General features: G+C 75.1%; 13 protein-coding genes. 4 read left to right on the forward strand and 9 right to left on the reverse strand.

Features of this window, described 5'->3' with window-relative positions; all coding sequences use genetic code 11:
- Positions 1–86: 86 nt before the first annotated feature.
- Positions 87–2,123, reverse strand: coding sequence for an ATP-binding protein (locus tag ABWK59_RS12515; RefSeq protein WP_354640529.1), 2,037 nt, complete (start codon positions 2,121–2,123; stop codon positions 87–89).
- Positions 2,124–2,347: 224 nt separating this feature from the next.
- On the opposite strand from ABWK59_RS12515, the gene gabT reads away from it, so the two are divergent.
- Together gabT and ABWK59_RS12525 are read left to right on the forward strand one after the other, a co-directional pair.
- Entirely contained in the window at positions 2,348–3,688 is a 1,341-nt protein-coding gene (gene gabT / locus ABWK59_RS12520; protein WP_354640530.1) for a 4-aminobutyrate--2-oxoglutarate transaminase, read from the forward strand.
- 484 nt (positions 3,689–4,172) lie between these two features.
- Positions 4,173–4,814, forward strand: coding sequence for a phosphatase PAP2 family protein (locus ABWK59_RS12525; RefSeq protein WP_354640532.1), 642 nt, complete (start codon positions 4,173–4,175; stop codon positions 4,812–4,814).
- A gap of 7 nt (positions 4,815–4,821) precedes the next feature.
- On the opposite strand, the gene ABWK59_RS12530 is transcribed toward ABWK59_RS12525, so the two are convergent.
- Positions 4,822–5,163 (reverse strand): DUF2218 domain-containing protein, encoded by a 342-nt coding sequence (locus ABWK59_RS12530; protein ID WP_354640534.1) that lies wholly within the window; start codon positions 5,161–5,163, stop codon positions 4,822–4,824.
- 210 nt (positions 5,164–5,373) lie between these two features.
- Between ABWK59_RS12530 and ABWK59_RS12535 the strand changes: the two genes are divergently transcribed.
- On the forward strand, positions 5,374–5,865 hold the full coding sequence (locus tag ABWK59_RS12535) for a MarR family winged helix-turn-helix transcriptional regulator (protein WP_354640536.1): 492 nt from the start codon (positions 5,374–5,376) through the stop codon (positions 5,863–5,865).
- Here ABWK59_RS12535 and ABWK59_RS12540 read toward each other — a convergent pair.
- Positions 5,765–6,727 (reverse strand): EamA family transporter, encoded by a 963-nt coding sequence (locus tag ABWK59_RS12540; protein ID WP_354644929.1) that lies wholly within the window; start codon positions 6,725–6,727, stop codon positions 5,765–5,767. The genes ABWK59_RS12535 and ABWK59_RS12540 overlap by 101 nt on opposite strands.
- 94 nt (positions 6,728–6,821) lie before the next feature.
- Here ABWK59_RS12540 and ABWK59_RS12545 point away from each other — a divergent pair, with 94 nt between their 5' ends.
- Entirely contained in the window at positions 6,822–7,739 is a 918-nt protein-coding gene (locus ABWK59_RS12545; RefSeq protein WP_354640538.1) for a LysR family transcriptional regulator, read from the forward strand.
- A 67-nt stretch (positions 7,740–7,806) separates the two neighbouring features.
- Here the strand turns inward: ABWK59_RS12545 and ABWK59_RS12550 are convergent, their stop codons facing one another.
- The 6 genes from ABWK59_RS12550 to ABWK59_RS12575 all read right to left on the reverse strand — a co-directional run bounded on the left by ABWK59_RS12550 (position 7,807) and on the right by ABWK59_RS12575 (position 16,851).
- Positions 7,807–8,565 (reverse strand): ZIP family metal transporter, encoded by a 759-nt coding sequence (locus ABWK59_RS12550; RefSeq protein ID WP_354640540.1) that lies wholly within the window; start codon positions 8,563–8,565, stop codon positions 7,807–7,809.
- Between the two features lie 347 nt (positions 8,566–8,912).
- Positions 8,913–10,559, reverse strand: a complete 1,647-nt coding sequence (locus tag ABWK59_RS12555) for a restriction endonuclease (RefSeq protein WP_354640541.1) — start codon at positions 10,557–10,559, stop codon at positions 8,913–8,915.
- A 228-nt stretch (positions 10,560–10,787) separates the two neighbouring features.
- Positions 10,788–12,737, reverse strand: a complete 1,950-nt coding sequence (locus ABWK59_RS12560; RefSeq protein WP_354640543.1) for a hypothetical protein — start codon at positions 12,735–12,737, stop codon at positions 10,788–10,790.
- A 229-nt stretch (positions 12,738–12,966) separates the two neighbouring features.
- The gene (locus ABWK59_RS12565) at positions 12,967–13,614 is read right to left on the reverse strand and encodes a YigZ family protein (protein WP_354640545.1); all 648 of its coding nucleotides are present in this window, start codon (positions 13,612–13,614) and stop codon (positions 12,967–12,969) included.
- 195 nt (positions 13,615–13,809) lie between these two features.
- A complete protein-coding gene (locus ABWK59_RS12570) occupies positions 13,810–15,099 on the reverse strand; it encodes a DUF6986 family protein (protein WP_354640547.1) in 1,290 nt (429 codons plus the stop codon).
- Positions 15,100–15,267: 168 nt separating this feature from the next.
- Entirely contained in the window at positions 15,268–16,851 is a 1,584-nt protein-coding gene (locus ABWK59_RS12575; protein ID WP_354640549.1) for a DUF2637 domain-containing protein, read from the reverse strand.
- Positions 16,852–16,861 lie beyond the last annotated feature (10 nt).

Raw genomic sequence — 16,861 nt, forward strand, 5'->3', positions numbered from 1 at the left:
GTTCGTCCTCGTGCGGTGGAGCCCGCCGCGTAGGTGGCCCCGGCGCTCGGTCGCGTAGGTCGACGCTCAGTCGCGCAGGTCGACGCTCAGTCGCGTAGATCGACCAGGAGCGGCGGGACCTGCTCCCCCGCCACCGTGGTCAGCGACACCACGGCGTGCCCGGTGGGCAGCGCGTGCGCCAGGTCGGAGGGCGACCAGCGGTGCCGCTCCACGTCCCGGGTGGTCACGCTCTCGGTCTGCGCGGTGGTGCCGGCCAGCAGCTTGCGGGCGATCCGGCCGGTCCGCCGCACCAGGCCGCCGGAGGTGTCGGGGGTGTGGGTGACCGCCCGCTCGGTGACCAGGTGGGTGCCCCAGGCCTCGGAGAACAGCCGGCCGTCCCAGGGCGCGATCCCGGGGAAGGCCATCCGGCAGCCGACCGCGCCGAACAGCGGCGTCCGCAGCGCCTCCGGCAGGTCCACCAGCGTGCGCAGCAGCAGCACCGCACCGGCGTTCACCCCGCGCAGCCGCTGCAGCCCGCGCACCACCTGGGCGTCGATCGCCGCCGAGGCGTCGTCCACCACCAGACCCGCGAACAGCTCCCGCTCCTCGCGCACCGCCGCCGCCTGCACGAACTGGCCGACCACCAGCCGGGACAGCATCCGGGCCGCCTCCGGGTGGCTGCGCTCGGGCAGCTTCACCCGCACCCGCAGCGGGTGCTCCAGCGCCCGCATCGCGAACGCCGGCTTGGCCCCCGGCCCGCCGTTGAACGCCTGCGCGAACACCGGCCGGTCCAGCAGCGCCAGCCGGTCCGCCAGCAGCGCCCCCGGATCGTCCGCCCGGCCGTGCAGCCGGGCCCGCTGCTGCACGTCCGCCTCGAACTCCCGGAACCGGCCCGCCTCGCGCAGCGCCCCGGCCAGCTCCTCCCAGCCCTCCGGCTCCCCGCCGAGCAGCCCGCGCAGCTCCCGCACCCCCGGGTACCGTCCGTACGCCGCCTGGAACGGCCCCACCACCTGCTGCAACGCCGTCCGCGCACTCTCCGCCCGGGACGCCAGCTCGTCCGGCAGCAGCGCGTCCGCCAGCCGCGCCGCGGCCTCGTCCGCGCTCTGCGCCGCCCCGTACAGGTCCAGGCCGTACGGCGACGCCGGATCGCCCGGCGCGATCACCACGTCGTACCAGGAGTCCGGCCCCAGGTCCGCCTCCGCCGACCCCACCACCACCGCGCAGGCCGCCGCGGCCAGCGCCTGCACACACAGCATCTCCGCCACCGGCCGGGCCAGCGCCGCCGTCTTGCCCGTCCCCGCCGGGCCGACCGCCAGCAGCGAGGTGCCCAGCAGCTGCGGGTCCAGGGCGAAGCCGGAGCCGCGGTGGGCGAGCGGGTTCTTGACCACGTTCTGGGTGGTGCCGAGGCGCACCTGCCGGGTCAGCAGGTCGTGCCGGGCACTGCGGGCGGGGAGGTCGCGGGCCTCGGACGGGTGCGCGCAGGCGGCTGCGCCGCGTACCTCCAGCTGCTCCTCGAAGGCCGCGCGCAACCCCGGATCGGCCACCACCGTCCGCCACGCCTGCCGGATCCGCACGTAGTCCACCTCCCCCACGCCGCTCAGCCCCCGCAGCACCTCGTCACCGACACCCCCACGGAGCTCACTCCACGGGTCGGCGGCTGCACCGGGCACACTGGCGTCCTCCCGCTGCTCGGGCTTCTCGTGGGTGACGGCGTGCGACAGCACCGGAGCGGCGAACCTGCGCCACACCTCACGCCACCGTCCCATCCGCCCGAAGAACGTGATCACACCGATCACCAGCAGGACGTTGACGGTCAGCGCGAGGAGGATCGTCGGCACGGCCGGCAGGCTGCCGAGCCCGAGCATGCCGAGACCGGAGAGCGCCAGATCACGCCCGTAGATGAAGGCGCACCACGCGACGACCAGGTTCAGCGCCGCTCGGAGGAGGAGGGGGCCGGCCGGGGTGGTGGTGTCGGGGGTGGTGGCCGGGAGGGGGCGGTAGTGGAGGCGGAAGATGCCGGCGGGGGTCTCGGGGCGCGGGGTGGTGGCCCAGGTGGTGAGGTTGAAGGGAGTGGTGCGTTGGGTGGGGAGGTGTTGTGCCCCGGTCGGGTGTGGTGCCTGTCCCTTTGTGCCGTCCAGTCCCATCCGGCCCCGCTCCCCTTCCCCAACGGCACTGCCGTCCCGGCACCGCCTACCGCGGCGGCACTCCCGCGCTCAATGTAGTGGAGCGGAGCCGCCCGGAAGCCGTTCCACGCCACTGGCCGCGCAGGACAACTTCGGACCGACCACTGCTCCCGAGTGGCGCATGCCCCACCGGTGTACCCCGCCGTAGCCTGCCAGGACCGCGCCTTGAGAATTTGGAGAACACCATGAGCGCTGCAACGCCCCTCCCGCAGGAGCGCCGCCTGGTCACCGCGATCCCCGGTCCGAAGTCGCAGGAGCTGCAGGCCCGCAAGCTCGGCGCGGTGGCGGCCGGTGTCGGCACGACCCTCCCCGTGTACGTCTCCCGTGCGAACGGCGGCGTGCTGGAGGACGTGGACGGCAACAGCCTGATCGACTTCGGTTCCGGCATCGCCGTGACCAACGTCGGCAACAGCGCCGCGGCCGTGGTCGCCAAGGCGACGGACCAGCTCAACGCCTTCACGCACACCTGTTTCATGGTGACCCCGTACGAGGGCTACGTCGCCGTCGCCGAGCAGCTGAACGAGCTGACCCCGGGCGACCACGAGAAGCGCACCGCGCTGTTCAACTCGGGCGCCGAGGCCGTCGAGAACGCGGTGAAGATCGCCCGCGCGTACACCAAGCGCACCGCCGTCGTGGCCTTCGACCACGGCTACCACGGCCGCACCAACCTGACCATGGGCCTGACGGCGAAGAACATGCCGTACAAGCAGGGCTTCGGTCCGTTCGCGCCGGAGATCTACCGGGTGCCGGTGGCCTACCCGTACCGCTGGCTGACCGGTGCGGAGAACTGCGCCGCCGAGGCCGCCGCGCAGGCGATCGACATGATCAACAAGCAGATCGGCGCGGAGAACGTCGCGGCGATCATCATCGAGCCGATCCAGGGCGAGGGCGGCTTCATCGAGCCGGCCAAGGGCTTCCTGCCGGCCGTCGTGGAGTACGCGAAGGCCAACGGCATCGTGTTCATCGCGGACGAGATCCAGACCGGCTTCTGCCGGACCGGCCAGTGGTTCGCCTGCGAGGACGAGGGCATCGTCCCGGACCTGATCACCACCGCCAAGGGCATCGCCGGCGGTCTGCCGCTGGCCGCGGTGACCGGCCGCGCCGAGATCATGGACGCCGCGCACGCGGGTGGCCTGGGCGGCACCTACGGCGGTAACCCGGTGGCCTGCGCCGCCGCGCTGGGCTCGATCGAGACCATGAAGGAGCAGGACCTCAACGGCAAGGCGCAGCGGATCGGCGAGGTCATGCTGGGCCGTCTGCGGGCCATGCAGGAGAAGTTCGACGTGATCGGCGAGGTCCGGGGCCGCGGTGCGATGATCGCGATCGAGCTGGTGAAGCCGGGCTCCAAGGACCCGAACCCCGAGGTGACCGCCGCCGTGGCGAAGGCCTGCCACGCCGAGGGCCTGGTGGTGCTGACCGCCGGCACCTACGGCAACGTGCTGCGCTTCCTGCCGCCGCTGGTGATCCCGGAGAACCTGCTGACCGAGGGCCTGGACATCATCGAGGGCGCGTTCGCCCGCGTCTGATCCGGCGCTCCCGGTCCGCCGGCCCCGGGCCGGCACTCAGGGTTCGGCGGACCTGATCCGGCGGACCTGATCCGGCGCCGCCACGCGCGCGCCGCCGTGTCGCACCGACGGAGCGGCCCGGTCCCCAGTGGACCGGGCCGCTCCGGCTTTTCCCCGGCGCCTTTCCCCGCGACCACCGGTTCTCGGCCTGACGTTCGGACCGGGGTGGAGGTTGTACACCCGGTGGTGAAGATGCTGTGCACGATGGCCGGGACACCTCTTGCGCCGCAACCGCTTTGACGTACTGTCATGACAGATGGACAGCGACCCGCAACCCTTAGCGACAGCGTCCCCGTCCTCCGGCCAGGCCTGGTCGGCGGACCCCTCGGACCGATCGACCGACCGGCCGGCCCACACCCCCCGGGCCGCACGGAACGGCGATCACCTCGGCCGCCCCGGAGCTCTCCCCCCTGCTCCGGGGCGGCTGCTTTTTGCTGTCACGCTCATGACACTCACGCTGGCGCTGGCCCTGATCTCTTGGCAGGTCGCGGTCGGCGGGCCGCTGCTCGCGGTGGACACCGGGGCGCGGCACCTGACCCGGGAGCTGCGGACGGCCCTGCACAGCCTGCTGCTGAACCATCTCGGCGTCGGCCTCTCCGACCTGGGCGGCCCCGTGCCGGCGATCCCGCTGCTGTTCGCGGCGGCGGCCTTCGCGGCGCGCCGGGACCGGTCGGCCGGGCGGGCCCGGTGGTGGCTGCCGCTGCCGGCCGCGGTCGGCGCGGCGGCACTGATCCCGCTGCTGGTGGCGCCGGCGAAGGCGTGGTTCGCCCGGCCGGGACCGTTCGGGGTACCGCTGACCCCGGAGCAGACCGGCTGGTACCCGTCCGGCCACACCGCCACCTCGGCCGTCGCCTACGGCACGGCGGCCCTGCTGCTGGGCCGGCTGCTCGCGCCGGGCGACCGGCGGGCGCTGTACACGGTGACCGCCCTGCTCTGCCTGGGGGTCGGCGCGGGGCTGGTCTGGAGCGACTACCACTGGCTGCTGGACGTCCTGGCCAGCTGGTGCGTGGCGGCCCTCGTCCTCGCGGCCCTGGCCGCCACCCTCCGACGGCTGGACCGCGCCGGCGGGGCGCCGACCGGGGACTGACCCCGCCTCACGCCTCGGCGGCGGCCTCGCCCTCGCCGCGCTGGACCGTCCCGGGCACGCCGTCCTCGCGGCGCCACTCGACGACCAGCTCGTCCCGGGCGCCGAAGCGCACCAGGTGGCGGCCCACCACGTCCTCCAGGCCATCCAGGTCGGCGGCCTCGCCCTCCACGGCGAGCAGCAGCGCACCGGGCTCGGCCACCAGGGTCGCGGTGCCGGCGCCGAACACCAGCGACCCGCGCCCGGACTCCTCGGACCACTCGGCCCGGATCTTCCGCCCCATGTGGGCGGCGAGCTGCTTGCCGTAGCGGGCTGGACGGTCGGTGGGCACCCGGGCTTCGGAACGGGACATGCGTCATCTCCGGTCAATCGAACGACTTAGGTTCACCTAACCTACTCGAATACTGAGCTTGACTCAACGAGTTATCGTCCCGAGACCCCAACCTCCGCGCCCCAACCGCCGCGCCCCGTCCCCACAGCCCCACGCGCACAGCCCCGCCCGCACTTCCCACGGCACGGACGGCCGGGGTCGGCCCCGCAGCCGACCGATACCCTTGCCCCCATGACCTCCCAGCCGACCGCGGACACCGCCGCCGAGCTCGCCGACGCGCTGACCCGGGCGATGAAGCGGATCCGCCGGCAGACGATGCGGCGGCTGGAGCCCTACGGCATCACCCCGGCCCAGGCCCGGGCGCTGCGGACGCTGGCGCACGCCCCCGGCTGCGAGAGCCGGGAGACCATGCGGCTGAGCGAGCTGGCTGACCGCCTGCACATCGCGCCCCGGTCGGCCACCACGGTGGTGGACGCCCTGGAGGACTCCGGCCTGGTGGCGCGGACCCCGGACCCGGCCGACCGCCGGGCCGTCCGGCTGGTGCTCACCGAGGACGGCCGGGCCGCGCTGGAGCGGATCGGGCAGGTCCGGCAGGAGGTGGCCCAGGAGTACTTCGGCCCGGTCAGCCCCGCCGAGCAGGACGCGCTGCTGCGGGCTCTGCGGTCCGCCGAGACCGCGTACGAGGCGGCCGCTCCTCCCCGCTCCTGGGACGCGGCGCGGTAGGCGCGCCGCGTCCGGGGCGCAGCGCGGTGAGGCCGATCCCGGCGATGACCAGCAGCGCCGCCACCCCGGCCAGGGGACTGAACCGCTCCCCCAGCAGCAGCCAGGACGAGGACATCCCGAACACCGGTACCAGCAGGGAGTAGGGCGCCACCGCGGAGGCGTCGTACGTGCGCAGCAGGAAGCTCCAGGCGACGAAGCCGAACAGGGTGGAGACCAGGCCGACGTAGAGGATCGCCCCCGCACCGGAGGCCGTGATGCCGGCCAGCGCCCGCAGGTCCGCCTCCGGGCCCTCGACCAGCAGGGAGAGCGCCAGCAGCGGCAGCGGGGGCACGGCGCTGACCCAGACCATCCAGCGCAGCGGGTCCGGCGGCGCGGCCCGGCGGGTCAGCACGTTCGACAGGCCCCAGAACACCGCGGACCCGATGACCAGCGCGAACGCCCCGACCGGCCCGCCGAGTCCGTGGTCCACGGCCGCCACACCGATGCCGGCAAGGGCGATCACCAGTCCGGCGGTACGGCAGCCGGTGGGCCGCTCGTGCAGCAGGCCGGCGGCGAACAGTGCGGTGAACACGGCCTGGCTCTGCAGCACCAGCGAGGACAGCCCGGCCGGCATCCCGGCGTGCATGCCGAGGAACAGCAGCCCGAACTTCACCACGCCGAGGGTGACGCCGACCGCGGCCACCCACCGCCAGGCCACCCGGGGCGGCCCGACCAGGAACACCGCCGGCACCGCCACCACGGCGAAGCGCAGCGCGCAGAACAGCAATGGCGGGAAGTCCGCCAGGCCGACGTGGATCAGGACGAAGTTGAGGCCCCAGACGGCGGCGATCAGCACGGCCAGGGCGATGTGACGCGGGGTCATGGCGAAGGAGGCGGGCGGCATGGACCGAGCATCACCGAGCCGGACCGTTCAGCACCAGCGATGACTTCTGAACCGCACGCTTTAGCATTCCTACATGTTGGATCTCGGACGCCTGCGGGCGCTGCACGCGGTCGCGGTGCACGGCTCGGTCGGCGGCGCGGCGGCCGCCCTCGGCTACACCCCCTCCGCCGTCTCCCAGCAGATCTCCAAGCTGGAACGGGAGACCCGGACGGTGCTGCTGGAGCGCCAGGGCCGCGGCGTGGTGCTCACCGACGCCGCCCGGCGGCTGGCCGACACGGCGCAGCGGGTGCTGGCCCTGGTCGAGCAGGCCGAGGTCACGCTGGAGGAGCAGCGCGGGGCCGCGGTCGGACGGCTGATGATCGCCTCGTTCGCGACCGGTGCCCGGGGCCTGCTGCCCGGGGCGCTGGCCGACCTGCGGGCGCGCTGCCCGGAGCTGGACGTCCGGCTGCTGGAGACCGATCCGTACCTCGCGGCCGAGCTGGTGGCGCGCGGGGAGGTGGACCTGGCGGTGGTGCAGGACTGGCCCTCGGTGCCGTTGCCGGTGCAGGACGGGCTCGCCCGGATGGACCTCGGCCCCGACCCGGTGGACCTGCTGCTGCCGGCCGGCCACCCGTTGGCCGAACTCGCCGTGGTGCCGGTCGGCCGGCTCCGCGGGCAGCGCTGGATCAGCGTCCCGCCGGGCAACATCTGCCACGACTGGCTGCTGCGGACCATGCGCGAGGCCGGGGAGGAGCCGGATGTGGTCTACCAGATCGGGGAGTTCGAGACGCAGATCGCGCTGATCGACGCCGGACTCGGGCTCGGGCTGGTGCCCCGGCTCGGCCGCGGCGCGCTGCCCGCCGGGGTGGTGGCCCGGCCGGTGGTGCCGGAGCCGTCCCGGCGGGTGTTCGCCCTGTGGCGCGCCCAGACCTCCCGCCGTCCGGCCGTCACGGAGGCGCTCCGGGCGGTCCGCGCGCGGTGGGAGGAGTTGGAGCGACCGGGGGCGGCCTGACGCCCTTTCAACAGGTCGCCGCCCGGCCGTTCACTCAGCCCATCCGCCCTGCCGCCCTGCCGCCCGCTCAGTCGGCGAAGCCGATCACCAGCCACATGAAGCCCACCCCGAGCAACGTGCACAGCAGCGTGGTCCGGGACGGGTGCGGGCTGTGCGCCTCGGGGAGGATGTCGGAGGTGGCCAGGTAGAGCAGGAATCCGGCGAAGAACCCCAGGTAGAGGCCGAGCAACTGCTCCGGGATGGTGAACAGCAGGGTGATGCCGGCCCCGGTCACGGGCGCCACCGCGTCGGCCGCCAGCAGGGTCAGCGCCCGCCGCCGGTCGTTCCCGTACATCCGGGTGATCGTGTACGTGTTGAAGCCGTCCGCGAAGTCGTGCGCGACCACCGCGATCGCCACCGCCGTGCCGACCGTGGTGCCCGCCTGGAACGCCGCACCGATGGCGAAGCCGTCCATCACGCTGTGCGCCACCAGCGCGCAGGCCGCCGTCAGCCCGATGCCCTGCCTGCCCCCGTTGTGCAGGTGGGAGTGCCCGTGGGTGTGCTCGGCGTACTCGCCCTCGTGGCTCCGGTGGATGGCCAGCGCCCGTTCGACGATGTGGATCGCCAGGAACCCTGCCGCGAACATCAGCAGTGCCTGCGGCACCCCGTGCAGCTCGCCGGGGGCGGCCGCGAGTGCCTCGGGCAGCAGGTCGAAGGCGACCACGCCGAGCATCAGGCCGGCGGCGAGGCCGAGCACCAGGTGCCGGCGGTCGCCGGTGCGCTGCGCGACGTAGCCGCCGATCAGGGTCATCAGGAAGGCCCCGGCCGCGACCAGGACGGCGGTCATCCGGCGCCCTCCCCTCGGCGTCCCGCCCCGGCGTGACCCGCCGGAGCCGCGCGGCAGTGCACGACGGGGCCGGACGGCCGCGCGAACCGCTGCCCACGGTCGCCGCCGTCCGGCCCTGGCCCCACCACACCGGGACCAGGCCCCAGCCTGCCGTCCGACGCCGTTGCCCCGCACCCGGGGCGGACCGTCGGGGTGACGGACCGTCGGTCCGACCCGCTGTCAGCGCCCCGGTCAGGCCCCGCCGGTACCGGGTGTGGCGTCCGAACCGGTCTTCGCCGGGCCGATCTCCGCCGGGCCGGTCTTCGGTGCGGGCCGTCGGGGGCGCGGCCGGTGGTGCTCATGCGGCCTCAGGTGGTGAGCGGCAGGGCGAGCTGGGTGCGGGCCAGCTCGCGCAGGCCGTCGCCGTCGATCAGGTGGATCCGGCGGTACCCCTCCTCGGCCGCCAGGTCGAGCGCCGCCTCGGCGAACCGTGCGGAGGTCAGCCGCAGACCGCGCTCGGCGCCCTCCTCCCGGACCGCCTCGGCGAGCGTCCGAATCTCCTCGGCGCCCACCTCGGACGTCCCACGGGAGGCCCAGACCACCCACCGGCCGGGCAGGGCGGTGCCGGACGCCCCCGCGGCGGTGGCCACCAGGCCCGCCGGTCCGCGCAGCCGGACGCTCCACTCGGCCAGCCCGCCGGCCGTCAGCAGCCGCCGTACCAGGTGGGCGAACTCGTTGGCGGAGAGCTCGGCCGCCGCCGGGACGGCGCCGCCGGCCAGGCCGCAGGGCTCGACGGCCGGACCGGCGTACGGGTCCGGGGTGACCACGGCGGACAGGTCACGCAGCCGGACCAGGGCCTCGTCCTGCTCGGCGTCGGCGTAGACCCCGGGTCCGCCGTCGTCCGCGGCGGGGTCCTCCGCGGCCGCGGTGCCGCCGGCGGGCTCACCGCCGCGTCCGGAGGCGTCGAGGGCCTCCCAGGCCTCAGGGGCTTCCGGGGGGAGCAGGCGGGTGCGGGCGAGGGCGTCCCGGTCCGCGTCCACGCTCAGCAGGCAGCGGGGGTTGCCGCCGGGGGTGCGCAGCCAGCCGTTGAGCACCACTCCGGCGAGCACCTCGTCGGTGTCCACCGCGTCCACGGCCTGCAGGGCGCGCAGGGCGAGTCGGGCGGCGAGCCGCAGGTAGTCGGAGGAGCGGTCGGCCGGCGGGCGGGGCACCGGCTCGGCCGAGCCGTCGGGCGCGAGCCGGTAGCCGTCCAGGGAGGGGACCAGGTCGAGCGGCGGGAGGTCGAGGTCGAGCACCGCGGTCCGGGTGAGCGGGCGGAACACCGCGCGGCAGGGCACCGGCAGGTCCTGGGTGGCGCCCTCGGCCGCGGCCAGCGCCCGCTCCAGCAGCGACTCCACCGCCGCAGGCTCGGACTGCCGGTAGGCCCGCCGGCACTCCTCCAGGGAATCGTTGTACTCCCGGACGGCCTGGGCCCGGGACTGCTCGGCCCGCTCGTGCTCCGCGCGGGCGGCGAGCGTCTCCGTGTCGGCGCTCTCCGCCTGGCGGGTCCGCCACTCGCGCAGCGCCCGCTGGTGACGGAGCCGGGCCTGGGCCAGCTCGCGCTGGTAGCCGGAGTCCAGCAGCCGGCGGGAGGCCGGGGCGTCCGGGTCCGCGCCGGCCGGCTCCGGCGGGGCGAAGTCGGCCCAGCGCGGCTCGGCCCCGGCCGCCGACCGCCCCGCGTCCCCGGCCGGGAAGGGGCGCGGCTCGTACCGGCGGAGCTGGCTCTCGAAGTCCATCGCCGAGACCGGAAGGGCGGCCCGGCGCAACAGGTCGGCCAGCCGCTCGTGGTCGGCCTGGACGGCGAGCGTCCGCTGGTGGGCCTGCGCGGCGGCCCGGCCGTGGGCGGCCACCTCCTCGTCCACCGGCCCGGCCTGCTCGGGCACCTCGGCACCGAGGTCGCGGAAGACCGAGGCCAGGAATCCGGGCTGGAGGACCGCGGCGGTGCCCTCCGGGCGGCCCTCGGATGAGTACTGCATCAGCGCTCGTTCCCCCTGCTCGTCCGACGCTCCCTGAGCCGCTGGCGGGCGGCCCCGGGCAGCATTGTCCACCGAGCGGACGCGGCTGGTCAGCCGAGCGCCGCAGTTCGTCCGGGTCGAGCCTGTGCGGGGCCGGTACGGGCCTGTGCGGGGCCGGTACGAGTCGGCGCGAGGCCGGCACGGGCCCGGCGTGAGTCCGGTGAGCGGGCTGACGGTCGGGCAGTCTCCTCAGTTGGTCCGGGTGTTGGTCAGGTGCAGGCCGATGTAGCCGACGTAGATCCGGCCGCTCCCGGAGCAGTCGTCCAGGTAGTGCACCCGCGGGGCCGTCCCGCCGCCGCCGATCCGCAGGTGGGCGCCCATGAAGGCCCGGCGGGAGGGGGCGACGCAGGCGGGCACCGGGAGCATCCGCTGGCGCTTCCACTTGGCGTGGCTGGACACCGCCCGGGACTCGCCGCGGACCGCCTTGCGCGGCGGGAACCGGTGGCAGCCGGCCGGGGTGCGCTCGCACCACTGCTTGAAGTCGCCACCGGCCTGGCCCCGGACGGCGGCGCCCGCGTACTCCTGGAGGGCGGTCAGACCGTCCCAGGTGAGGCGGGCCCACCCGGCGCCGTCGCTCTGCCCGTCGAGCGCGAGGGTCTCCTTCTCGTCGCCGGTGAACTGCAGCAGCGGGAACTCGTCGAACCGGCCGACCAGTTCGCCGAAGCTGTTCGGGGCCCACTCCTCCGCCTCCTCCGCGCGGACCGCGGCCGCCAGCTCCCGGAGATCCACCCCGGCGGGCCGGGCCGCGGAGCGCAGCCGGCCGGTGAGCACCCTGACCTGGGCCCCGACATGGCGGAGGGCCGCGAGCTGTTCGTCGCTCTCGGCCAGCATCCGGGCCTCCCGGCGGCGGGCCCGGAGCAGGCTGTGGCGGACCCGCTGGAGCTCGTCGACGCGCGCCTGGTGCTCGGCGAGGTCGGCGATCCCGGCGAGGTCGTCGGGGCCGGTGAGCCCGGTGGTGTCGGAGCGGCCGGCGGGACGGCCGGCTGCTCCGCAGTCCCGCTCCTCGGCCGCCCGACGGGGCCGGCCGATCTGCGCGGACACCGGACGGGCCACGGTCCGCTCGGCCGCACACGGATCGGTGGCGTGCCGTGTCTCGCCGCTCCCGGTGCCCTCGCCCCCGGGGTCGGCCGGCAGCGGTCGGCGGCGCGGGGCCAGCTTCGCCTCGGGCGGGAGCTGGAGCACCGGGACGGCGGCGAGCAGCTCCGGCAGCGGCAGGTCGGCGGCGATCCGGCGGGGCTCGCGGGCCAGCAGCGCGGCGGCGCGCCGGACGTCCTCGTCGATCCGGGAGCGGGGCAGCACCGGGTGCCGGGCGTTGTCCCGGCGGGAGGCGGGATCGACCTCGGCCAGGTAGGTGCGGACCGCGCCGCCGTACACCTTGTGGAACTCGAGGGCCATGTTGAACAGCGGGAGCGCCGCGTGGTCGAGGACGTAGAGCGCGGCGAGCCCGGGAAGCTGGCGGTAGAGCGGCTCGACCGTGGCGGCGATCCAGGAGTCGAGCGGCTGCGCGGAGGGCACGCTGGCGACGACCACGGGGAGGCGGCGCTCGGGATCGCAGAGCTGGTCGATCAGGGCGTCGACACCGGCCGGGGTGACGACCTGCGGGCGGGCCGGCACCGGGACCGGTCCGTCCGCCGCGTCCAGCAGGGGCAGGAGGCTGCGCACCAGGTCGGGAACCGGGACCCGGCCGGTGGATCTTCCGGGGGCGGCGGCCAGGTGCTCGGCCTCCACCCGTAGCTCGGTCGGGCCGGCCTCCGTACGGCCCGACGCGGTGCCGCCCGGTTCAGTACCGCCCGGTGCGGTGGCGGTGCCGGTGACGACGGTCAGGGTCAGCTGGTGGGTGCCGTGCGGGGCCGGGGTCCGCAGGCGGCGGCGGGTGTAGCGGCCGGGAGCCGGTGCACCCGCCGGGCGGGGTGGGCCGGCGGGGGCGCGGAGCGGGCCCTCGTCCCGGTCGAGCAGGACCCGGGGCCCGAGGCGGAGCCGCTCGGGCGGCGGGTCCTCGCCCGGCGCCGGGGGCTCCTCGTGGCCCTCCTGTTTGAGCCATGCGGCCAGCAACTCGTCCGCCAGCGCGACCACGTCGTCGTGCGACCGTGGCGTGGTGACCGTCGTTCGGTAGGGCTGCGAAACCTGGTCGGGTGTCATGCGGAACCTCCCGGAAGTGCGGCGGGTGGGGTCTGGGGTCCTCCATCGATGGGTGGGTGTCCGGTCTCCGGCGAGTGCGTCGGGCGCACCTACCGGAGGTCCTTGTGGTAGAAGACGAAAATTCCCGGAGCGGAAGTTCCTACTCCGGGCATTGTTCATTCGTTCGAGTGTTACTCGGGAGCAACTCTTGCGCTCCGAGCCGCTCCCGAGGTCGACTCTGGTCGGTCCGTCAGACCGGCACCTCGACGAAGGTCCGGCCCGCAGCCTCGGCCCGGGCGGCGCCGCCGGTGGCCTCCGCCAACCAGGTGTGGAACTCCGTCACCTCCGCCTCCGGCACGCCCACTTCGATCCTGACCCCGTCCGCCTCGTACTCCAGGCCCTGCACCGTGTAGCCGGCCGCCCGCAGGTCGTTCTCCAGCCGCCCGGCCCGGGTGTGGTCGGCGGAGACGGCCAGCAGCGCCACCGGCCGCCGCTCCAGCAGCCCGATCTCGTCCAACGCCTCCGACACCGCACTCCCGTATGCGCGGACCAGGCCGCCCGCGCCGAGTTTGATCCCGCCGAAGTAGCGCGTCACCACCGCGACGGTGTCGGTCACGCCGCGCCGCCGCAGCACTTCGAGCATCGGCACGCCCGCCGTGCCGCCGGGCTCCCCGTCGTCGCTGGAGCGCTCGCGCGGCTGCTCCTCGCCGACCACGAAGGCGGTGCAGTTGTGCCGGGCGTCCCAGTACTGCTTGCGGATGCCGGCGATGAAGGCCTGCGCCTCCTCCTCGTCCGCGACCCGGGCGAGGTGGCAGATGAACCGCGACTTCTTGATCTCGATCTCGTGCGTGCCGGCATGCCGGACGGTCAGGTACGGCTTCGGGCTCGGCTCCGACATGACGGGGGCGGTCTCCAGCTCGGACGGGCCCGGCGGGTGCGGGCGGGGGCGCCCCGCCAGCCTAGCTCTCCGGCACGGCCCACCGGCCCGCCGCCGATCCCCCGGGCGGGCGGGCCAGGCGGTCGGCCCGGGCGGCCGGCGGCACCCGGCGGCTCCTCGACATCACCCGACGGCACCCGACGTCGCGGGGCGCGCTCAGCGGCCGGCGAGCTCGTCCAGCTGCCGGCGGTCCAGGCCGGTGAGCCCGGTGACCTCGGCCAGGTCCACCGCGCCGCAGTCCAGGCCGCGCAGCACGTAGCCGCTCAGCGCCCGGGCGGTGGCCGGCTCGTCCATCACGTCGCCGCCGGCCTTGGCCACGTAGGCCGCCAGGCGGGCCGCGGCGGCCGCGAGGCCCTCGCGGTAGAAGGAGTACACGGCGACGTAGCGGGTGGGCAGGTGCGCCGGGTGCATGTCCCAGCCCTGGTAGTAGGCGCGGGCCAGCGAGCGGCGGACCAGGCCGTGGTGCAGCTTCCAGGCGGCGTGGACCTGCTCGGTCGGGCCGGTCGGGATGACGTTGGTCGAGCCGTCGGAGAGCCGGACGCCCGTCCCGGCCGCGGCCACCTGCATCACGGCCTTGGCGTGGTCGGCCACCGGGTGGTCCATGCTCTGGTACGCGGCGCTGACGCCGCAGGCCGCGCTGTAGTCGAAGGTGCCGTAGTGCAGGCCGGTGGCCCGGCCCTCGGCGGCCTCGATCATGCGGGCCACGGTGGCCCGCCCGTCGGCGCCGAGGATCGCCTGGGTGGTCTCGATCTGGATCTCGAACCCGATCCGCCCGGCGGGCAGACCGGCCCGCTGCTCGAAGTCCTCCAGCAGCCGGACCAGCGCGGTGACCTGCTCGGCGTAGGTCACCTTGGGCAGGGTCAGCACCAGGCCCTCGGGCAGGCCGCCCTCGGCCAGCAGGGTGGAGAGGAAGAGTTCGAGGGTGCGGATGCCGCGGTCGCGGACGGCCGCCTCCATGCACTTGGTCCGGATGCCGATGTACGGCGGCGCGGTGCCCTCGGCCACTGCGGCCGCCACCAGCCGGGCGGCGCGGACGGCCGCCGTGTCCTCCTCGGCGTCGGGGCGCGGGCCGTAGCCGTCCTCGAAGTCGATCCGCAGGTCCTCGACCGGCTCGCGCTCCAGCTTGGCGCGGACCCGGGCGTGGACGTCCGCCAGCAGGTCGTCCGCCGGGACGCCGAGCGCCTCGGCGAGCTGCGCCGGAGTCCCGGCGTGGGTGTCGAACGCCTCCAGGGCCTGCCGGCCCCAGCTCCGCACGGTGTCCGCGTCGAAGGCGTCGGCGGGGACGTACACGGTGTGCACCGGCTGCCGGCTCCCGGGCTCGCCGGGATAGCGGCGGTCCAGGTCGGCGTCGACCGGCGTGAGCAGCGCCTCGACCGCGGCACGGGCGGCCGGCGAGAACGACGCCCCGCTCTCGGGCTTGTTACCGTCCACCTCGACCTGCGACATCCGGGACTCCTCCACCACGCGACCTGTGATTCAACAATTTGTTGATGTGAAGGTAGTGGCGGTCCGCGCAGGCCGTCAATGACCGCCCGGCTGACGGACACCCGCCGGGTCGCCCCGACGCCCGCCGTGCGGCGCAATCGCTCTGCAGTTGTGGGTGCGGATCTACGGCTACTCGCGGCCGGAGGTGAGGTAACGATCCTGCAGCTGGTCCCAGATCCGGGTGAGGTCGGAGGGGCTCACCGAGCCGTCCGGGCGGGAGCCCACCAGGCCCCAGGTCCGGGTCAGGTACTCGGCGAACACCTGCGGGGTGGGCTGGTGCTGGAACTCGTCCAGGTAGCCGACCAGCGCCTCGAAGCAGAGGTCCGGATCCAGCGGCTCGACCGCCCGCCGCCCCTGACCCGGGTACTCCCCGGCAGCCGTAGCCCCGCCCTCCGGACCGTGCTCCTCGGCGAACTCCGCCTCGAACTCCTCGTCGAAACCCTCGGCCAGATCCTCGGCGGCGAACGCGCGGTCGTCGGCGGCCGTCATGGGACCGTCAAGCCGGACCGGGCGCGGACCGATCCGCATCGGAGCGGCATCACCCACGGCGGGCCCGCCCGGCGCCGGGTGGCCGTTGGCACCGGCGGCCGCGGGAACACCCTGCGCCCGCACGCCCTGCCGCGGCGCCCCGCCGCGAGCGGGGGCCGGACCGACGGGAGCGGCGGGAGCGGACGGGGCTTTGGCCTGGCCGTTCCCGACCACCGTGGGCTCATCGGCCGGGCGGGCGAGCGTCGGCTTGAACCAGGGCGACTGTCCCGGCACCCGGGCGCTCTGCGCCTCCTCCATCTGCTCGGTGTGCGCGCGGACCGCCTTCGCCGTCCAGACGTTCAGCTCGCTCCGGCTCGGCGCCGGCGCGGACTGCTCGGCCTGCTGCGGCTCCTGCGCGTCCCTCAGCCGGACCGCCGCGAGCTTCGCCAGCGTGGGCACCGCCACCGCCGCCGACACCGCCGGCACCCCGCTCTGCTCCTCGGCGTCCGTCCCGAGGGCGGCACCGGCGCCGGGCCCGACCTCGGCCGCGGCCTTCACCGAGTGCAGCGGACCGTCGATCCGGTCGAGGATCGACGGGTCGAGCGGCACACCGTACTTGGCGAGCTTCAGCGGCAGCAGGGCCTGGAACGGCGCCGACCGGCGCCAGTTGCGGCCGTACCGGAAGCGCAGCTGGGCCCGGTAGACCAGGCGGTTCTGCTCCAGCCGGACGGTCTCGTCGTAGGACCGCAGCTCCCAGAGCTTCATCCGGCGCCACAGCCGGAAGGTCGGCACGGGGGAGAGCAGCCAGCGCATCATGCGCACGGACTCCATGTACCGGTCCGCGGTGATGGCGGCCATCCGGCCGACCGCATGCCGGGACGCCTCGATCACCACGATGAACAGCACCGGGATGACCGCGTGCATCGCCATGCCCAGCGGGTCGCCCCAGGAGGCCGCCGCGTTGAACGCGATGGTGGCCGCGGTCAGCAGCCACGCCGTCTGCCGCAGCAGCGGGAAGGGGATCCGCAGCCAGGTGAGCACCAGGTCCAGCGCCAGCAGCACCACGATGCCGGCGTCCACACCGATCGGGAAGGCGTACGAGAAGGCGCCGAACCCCTTGGCCATCGCCAGCTCGGCCACCGCGTTGTAGGAGCCGGCGAAGCCGATGCCCGAAATCAGGCAGGCGCCGACGGCGACCACACCCAGAAGGGCCCGGTGGGCGCGGGTAAGGGATGGGCGTGCCATTCGTTGATCA

Source organism: Kitasatospora sp. HUAS MG31, from assembly GCF_040571325.1.
GTDB classification, from domain to species: Bacteria; Actinomycetota; Actinomycetes; order Streptomycetales; family Streptomycetaceae; genus Kitasatospora; species Kitasatospora camelliae.

Excerpts from the sequence above, each read along its gene's own strand:
- ABWK59_RS12515 (WP_354640529.1), bottom strand. The coding sequence starts at position 2,123 with ATGGGACTGGACGGCACAAAGGGACAGGCACCACACCCGACCGGGGCA.
- gabT (WP_354640530.1), top strand. The coding sequence starts at position 2,348 with ATGAGCGCTGCAACGCCCCTCCCGCAGGAGCGCCGCCTGGTCACCGCG.
- ABWK59_RS12525 (WP_354640532.1), top strand. The coding sequence starts at position 4,173 with ATGACACTCACGCTGGCGCTGGCCCTGATCTCTTGGCAGGTCGCGGTC.
- ABWK59_RS12530 (WP_354640534.1), bottom strand. The coding sequence starts at position 5,163 with ATGTCCCGTTCCGAAGCCCGGGTGCCCACCGACCGTCCAGCCCGCTAC.
- ABWK59_RS12535 (WP_354640536.1), top strand. The coding sequence starts at position 5,374 with ATGACCTCCCAGCCGACCGCGGACACCGCCGCCGAGCTCGCCGACGCG.
- ABWK59_RS12540 (WP_354644929.1), bottom strand. The coding sequence starts at position 6,727 with ATGACCCCGCGTCACATCGCCCTGGCCGTGCTGATCGCCGCCGTCTGG.
- ABWK59_RS12545 (WP_354640538.1), top strand. The coding sequence starts at position 6,822 with ATGTTGGATCTCGGACGCCTGCGGGCGCTGCACGCGGTCGCGGTGCAC.
- ABWK59_RS12550 (WP_354640540.1), bottom strand. The coding sequence starts at position 8,565 with ATGACCGCCGTCCTGGTCGCGGCCGGGGCCTTCCTGATGACCCTGATC.
- ABWK59_RS12555 (WP_354640541.1), bottom strand. The coding sequence starts at position 10,559 with ATGCAGTACTCATCCGAGGGCCGCCCGGAGGGCACCGCCGCGGTCCTC.
- ABWK59_RS12560 (WP_354640543.1), bottom strand. The coding sequence starts at position 12,737 with ATGACACCCGACCAGGTTTCGCAGCCCTACCGAACGACGGTCACCACG.
- ABWK59_RS12565 (WP_354640545.1), bottom strand. The coding sequence starts at position 13,614 with ATGTCGGAGCCGAGCCCGAAGCCGTACCTGACCGTCCGGCATGCCGGC.
- ABWK59_RS12570 (WP_354640547.1), bottom strand. The coding sequence starts at position 15,099 with ATGTCGCAGGTCGAGGTGGACGGTAACAAGCCCGAGAGCGGGGCGTCG.
- ABWK59_RS12575 (WP_354640549.1), bottom strand. The coding sequence starts at position 16,851 with ATGGCACGCCCATCCCTTACCCGCGCCCACCGGGCCCTTCTGGGTGTG.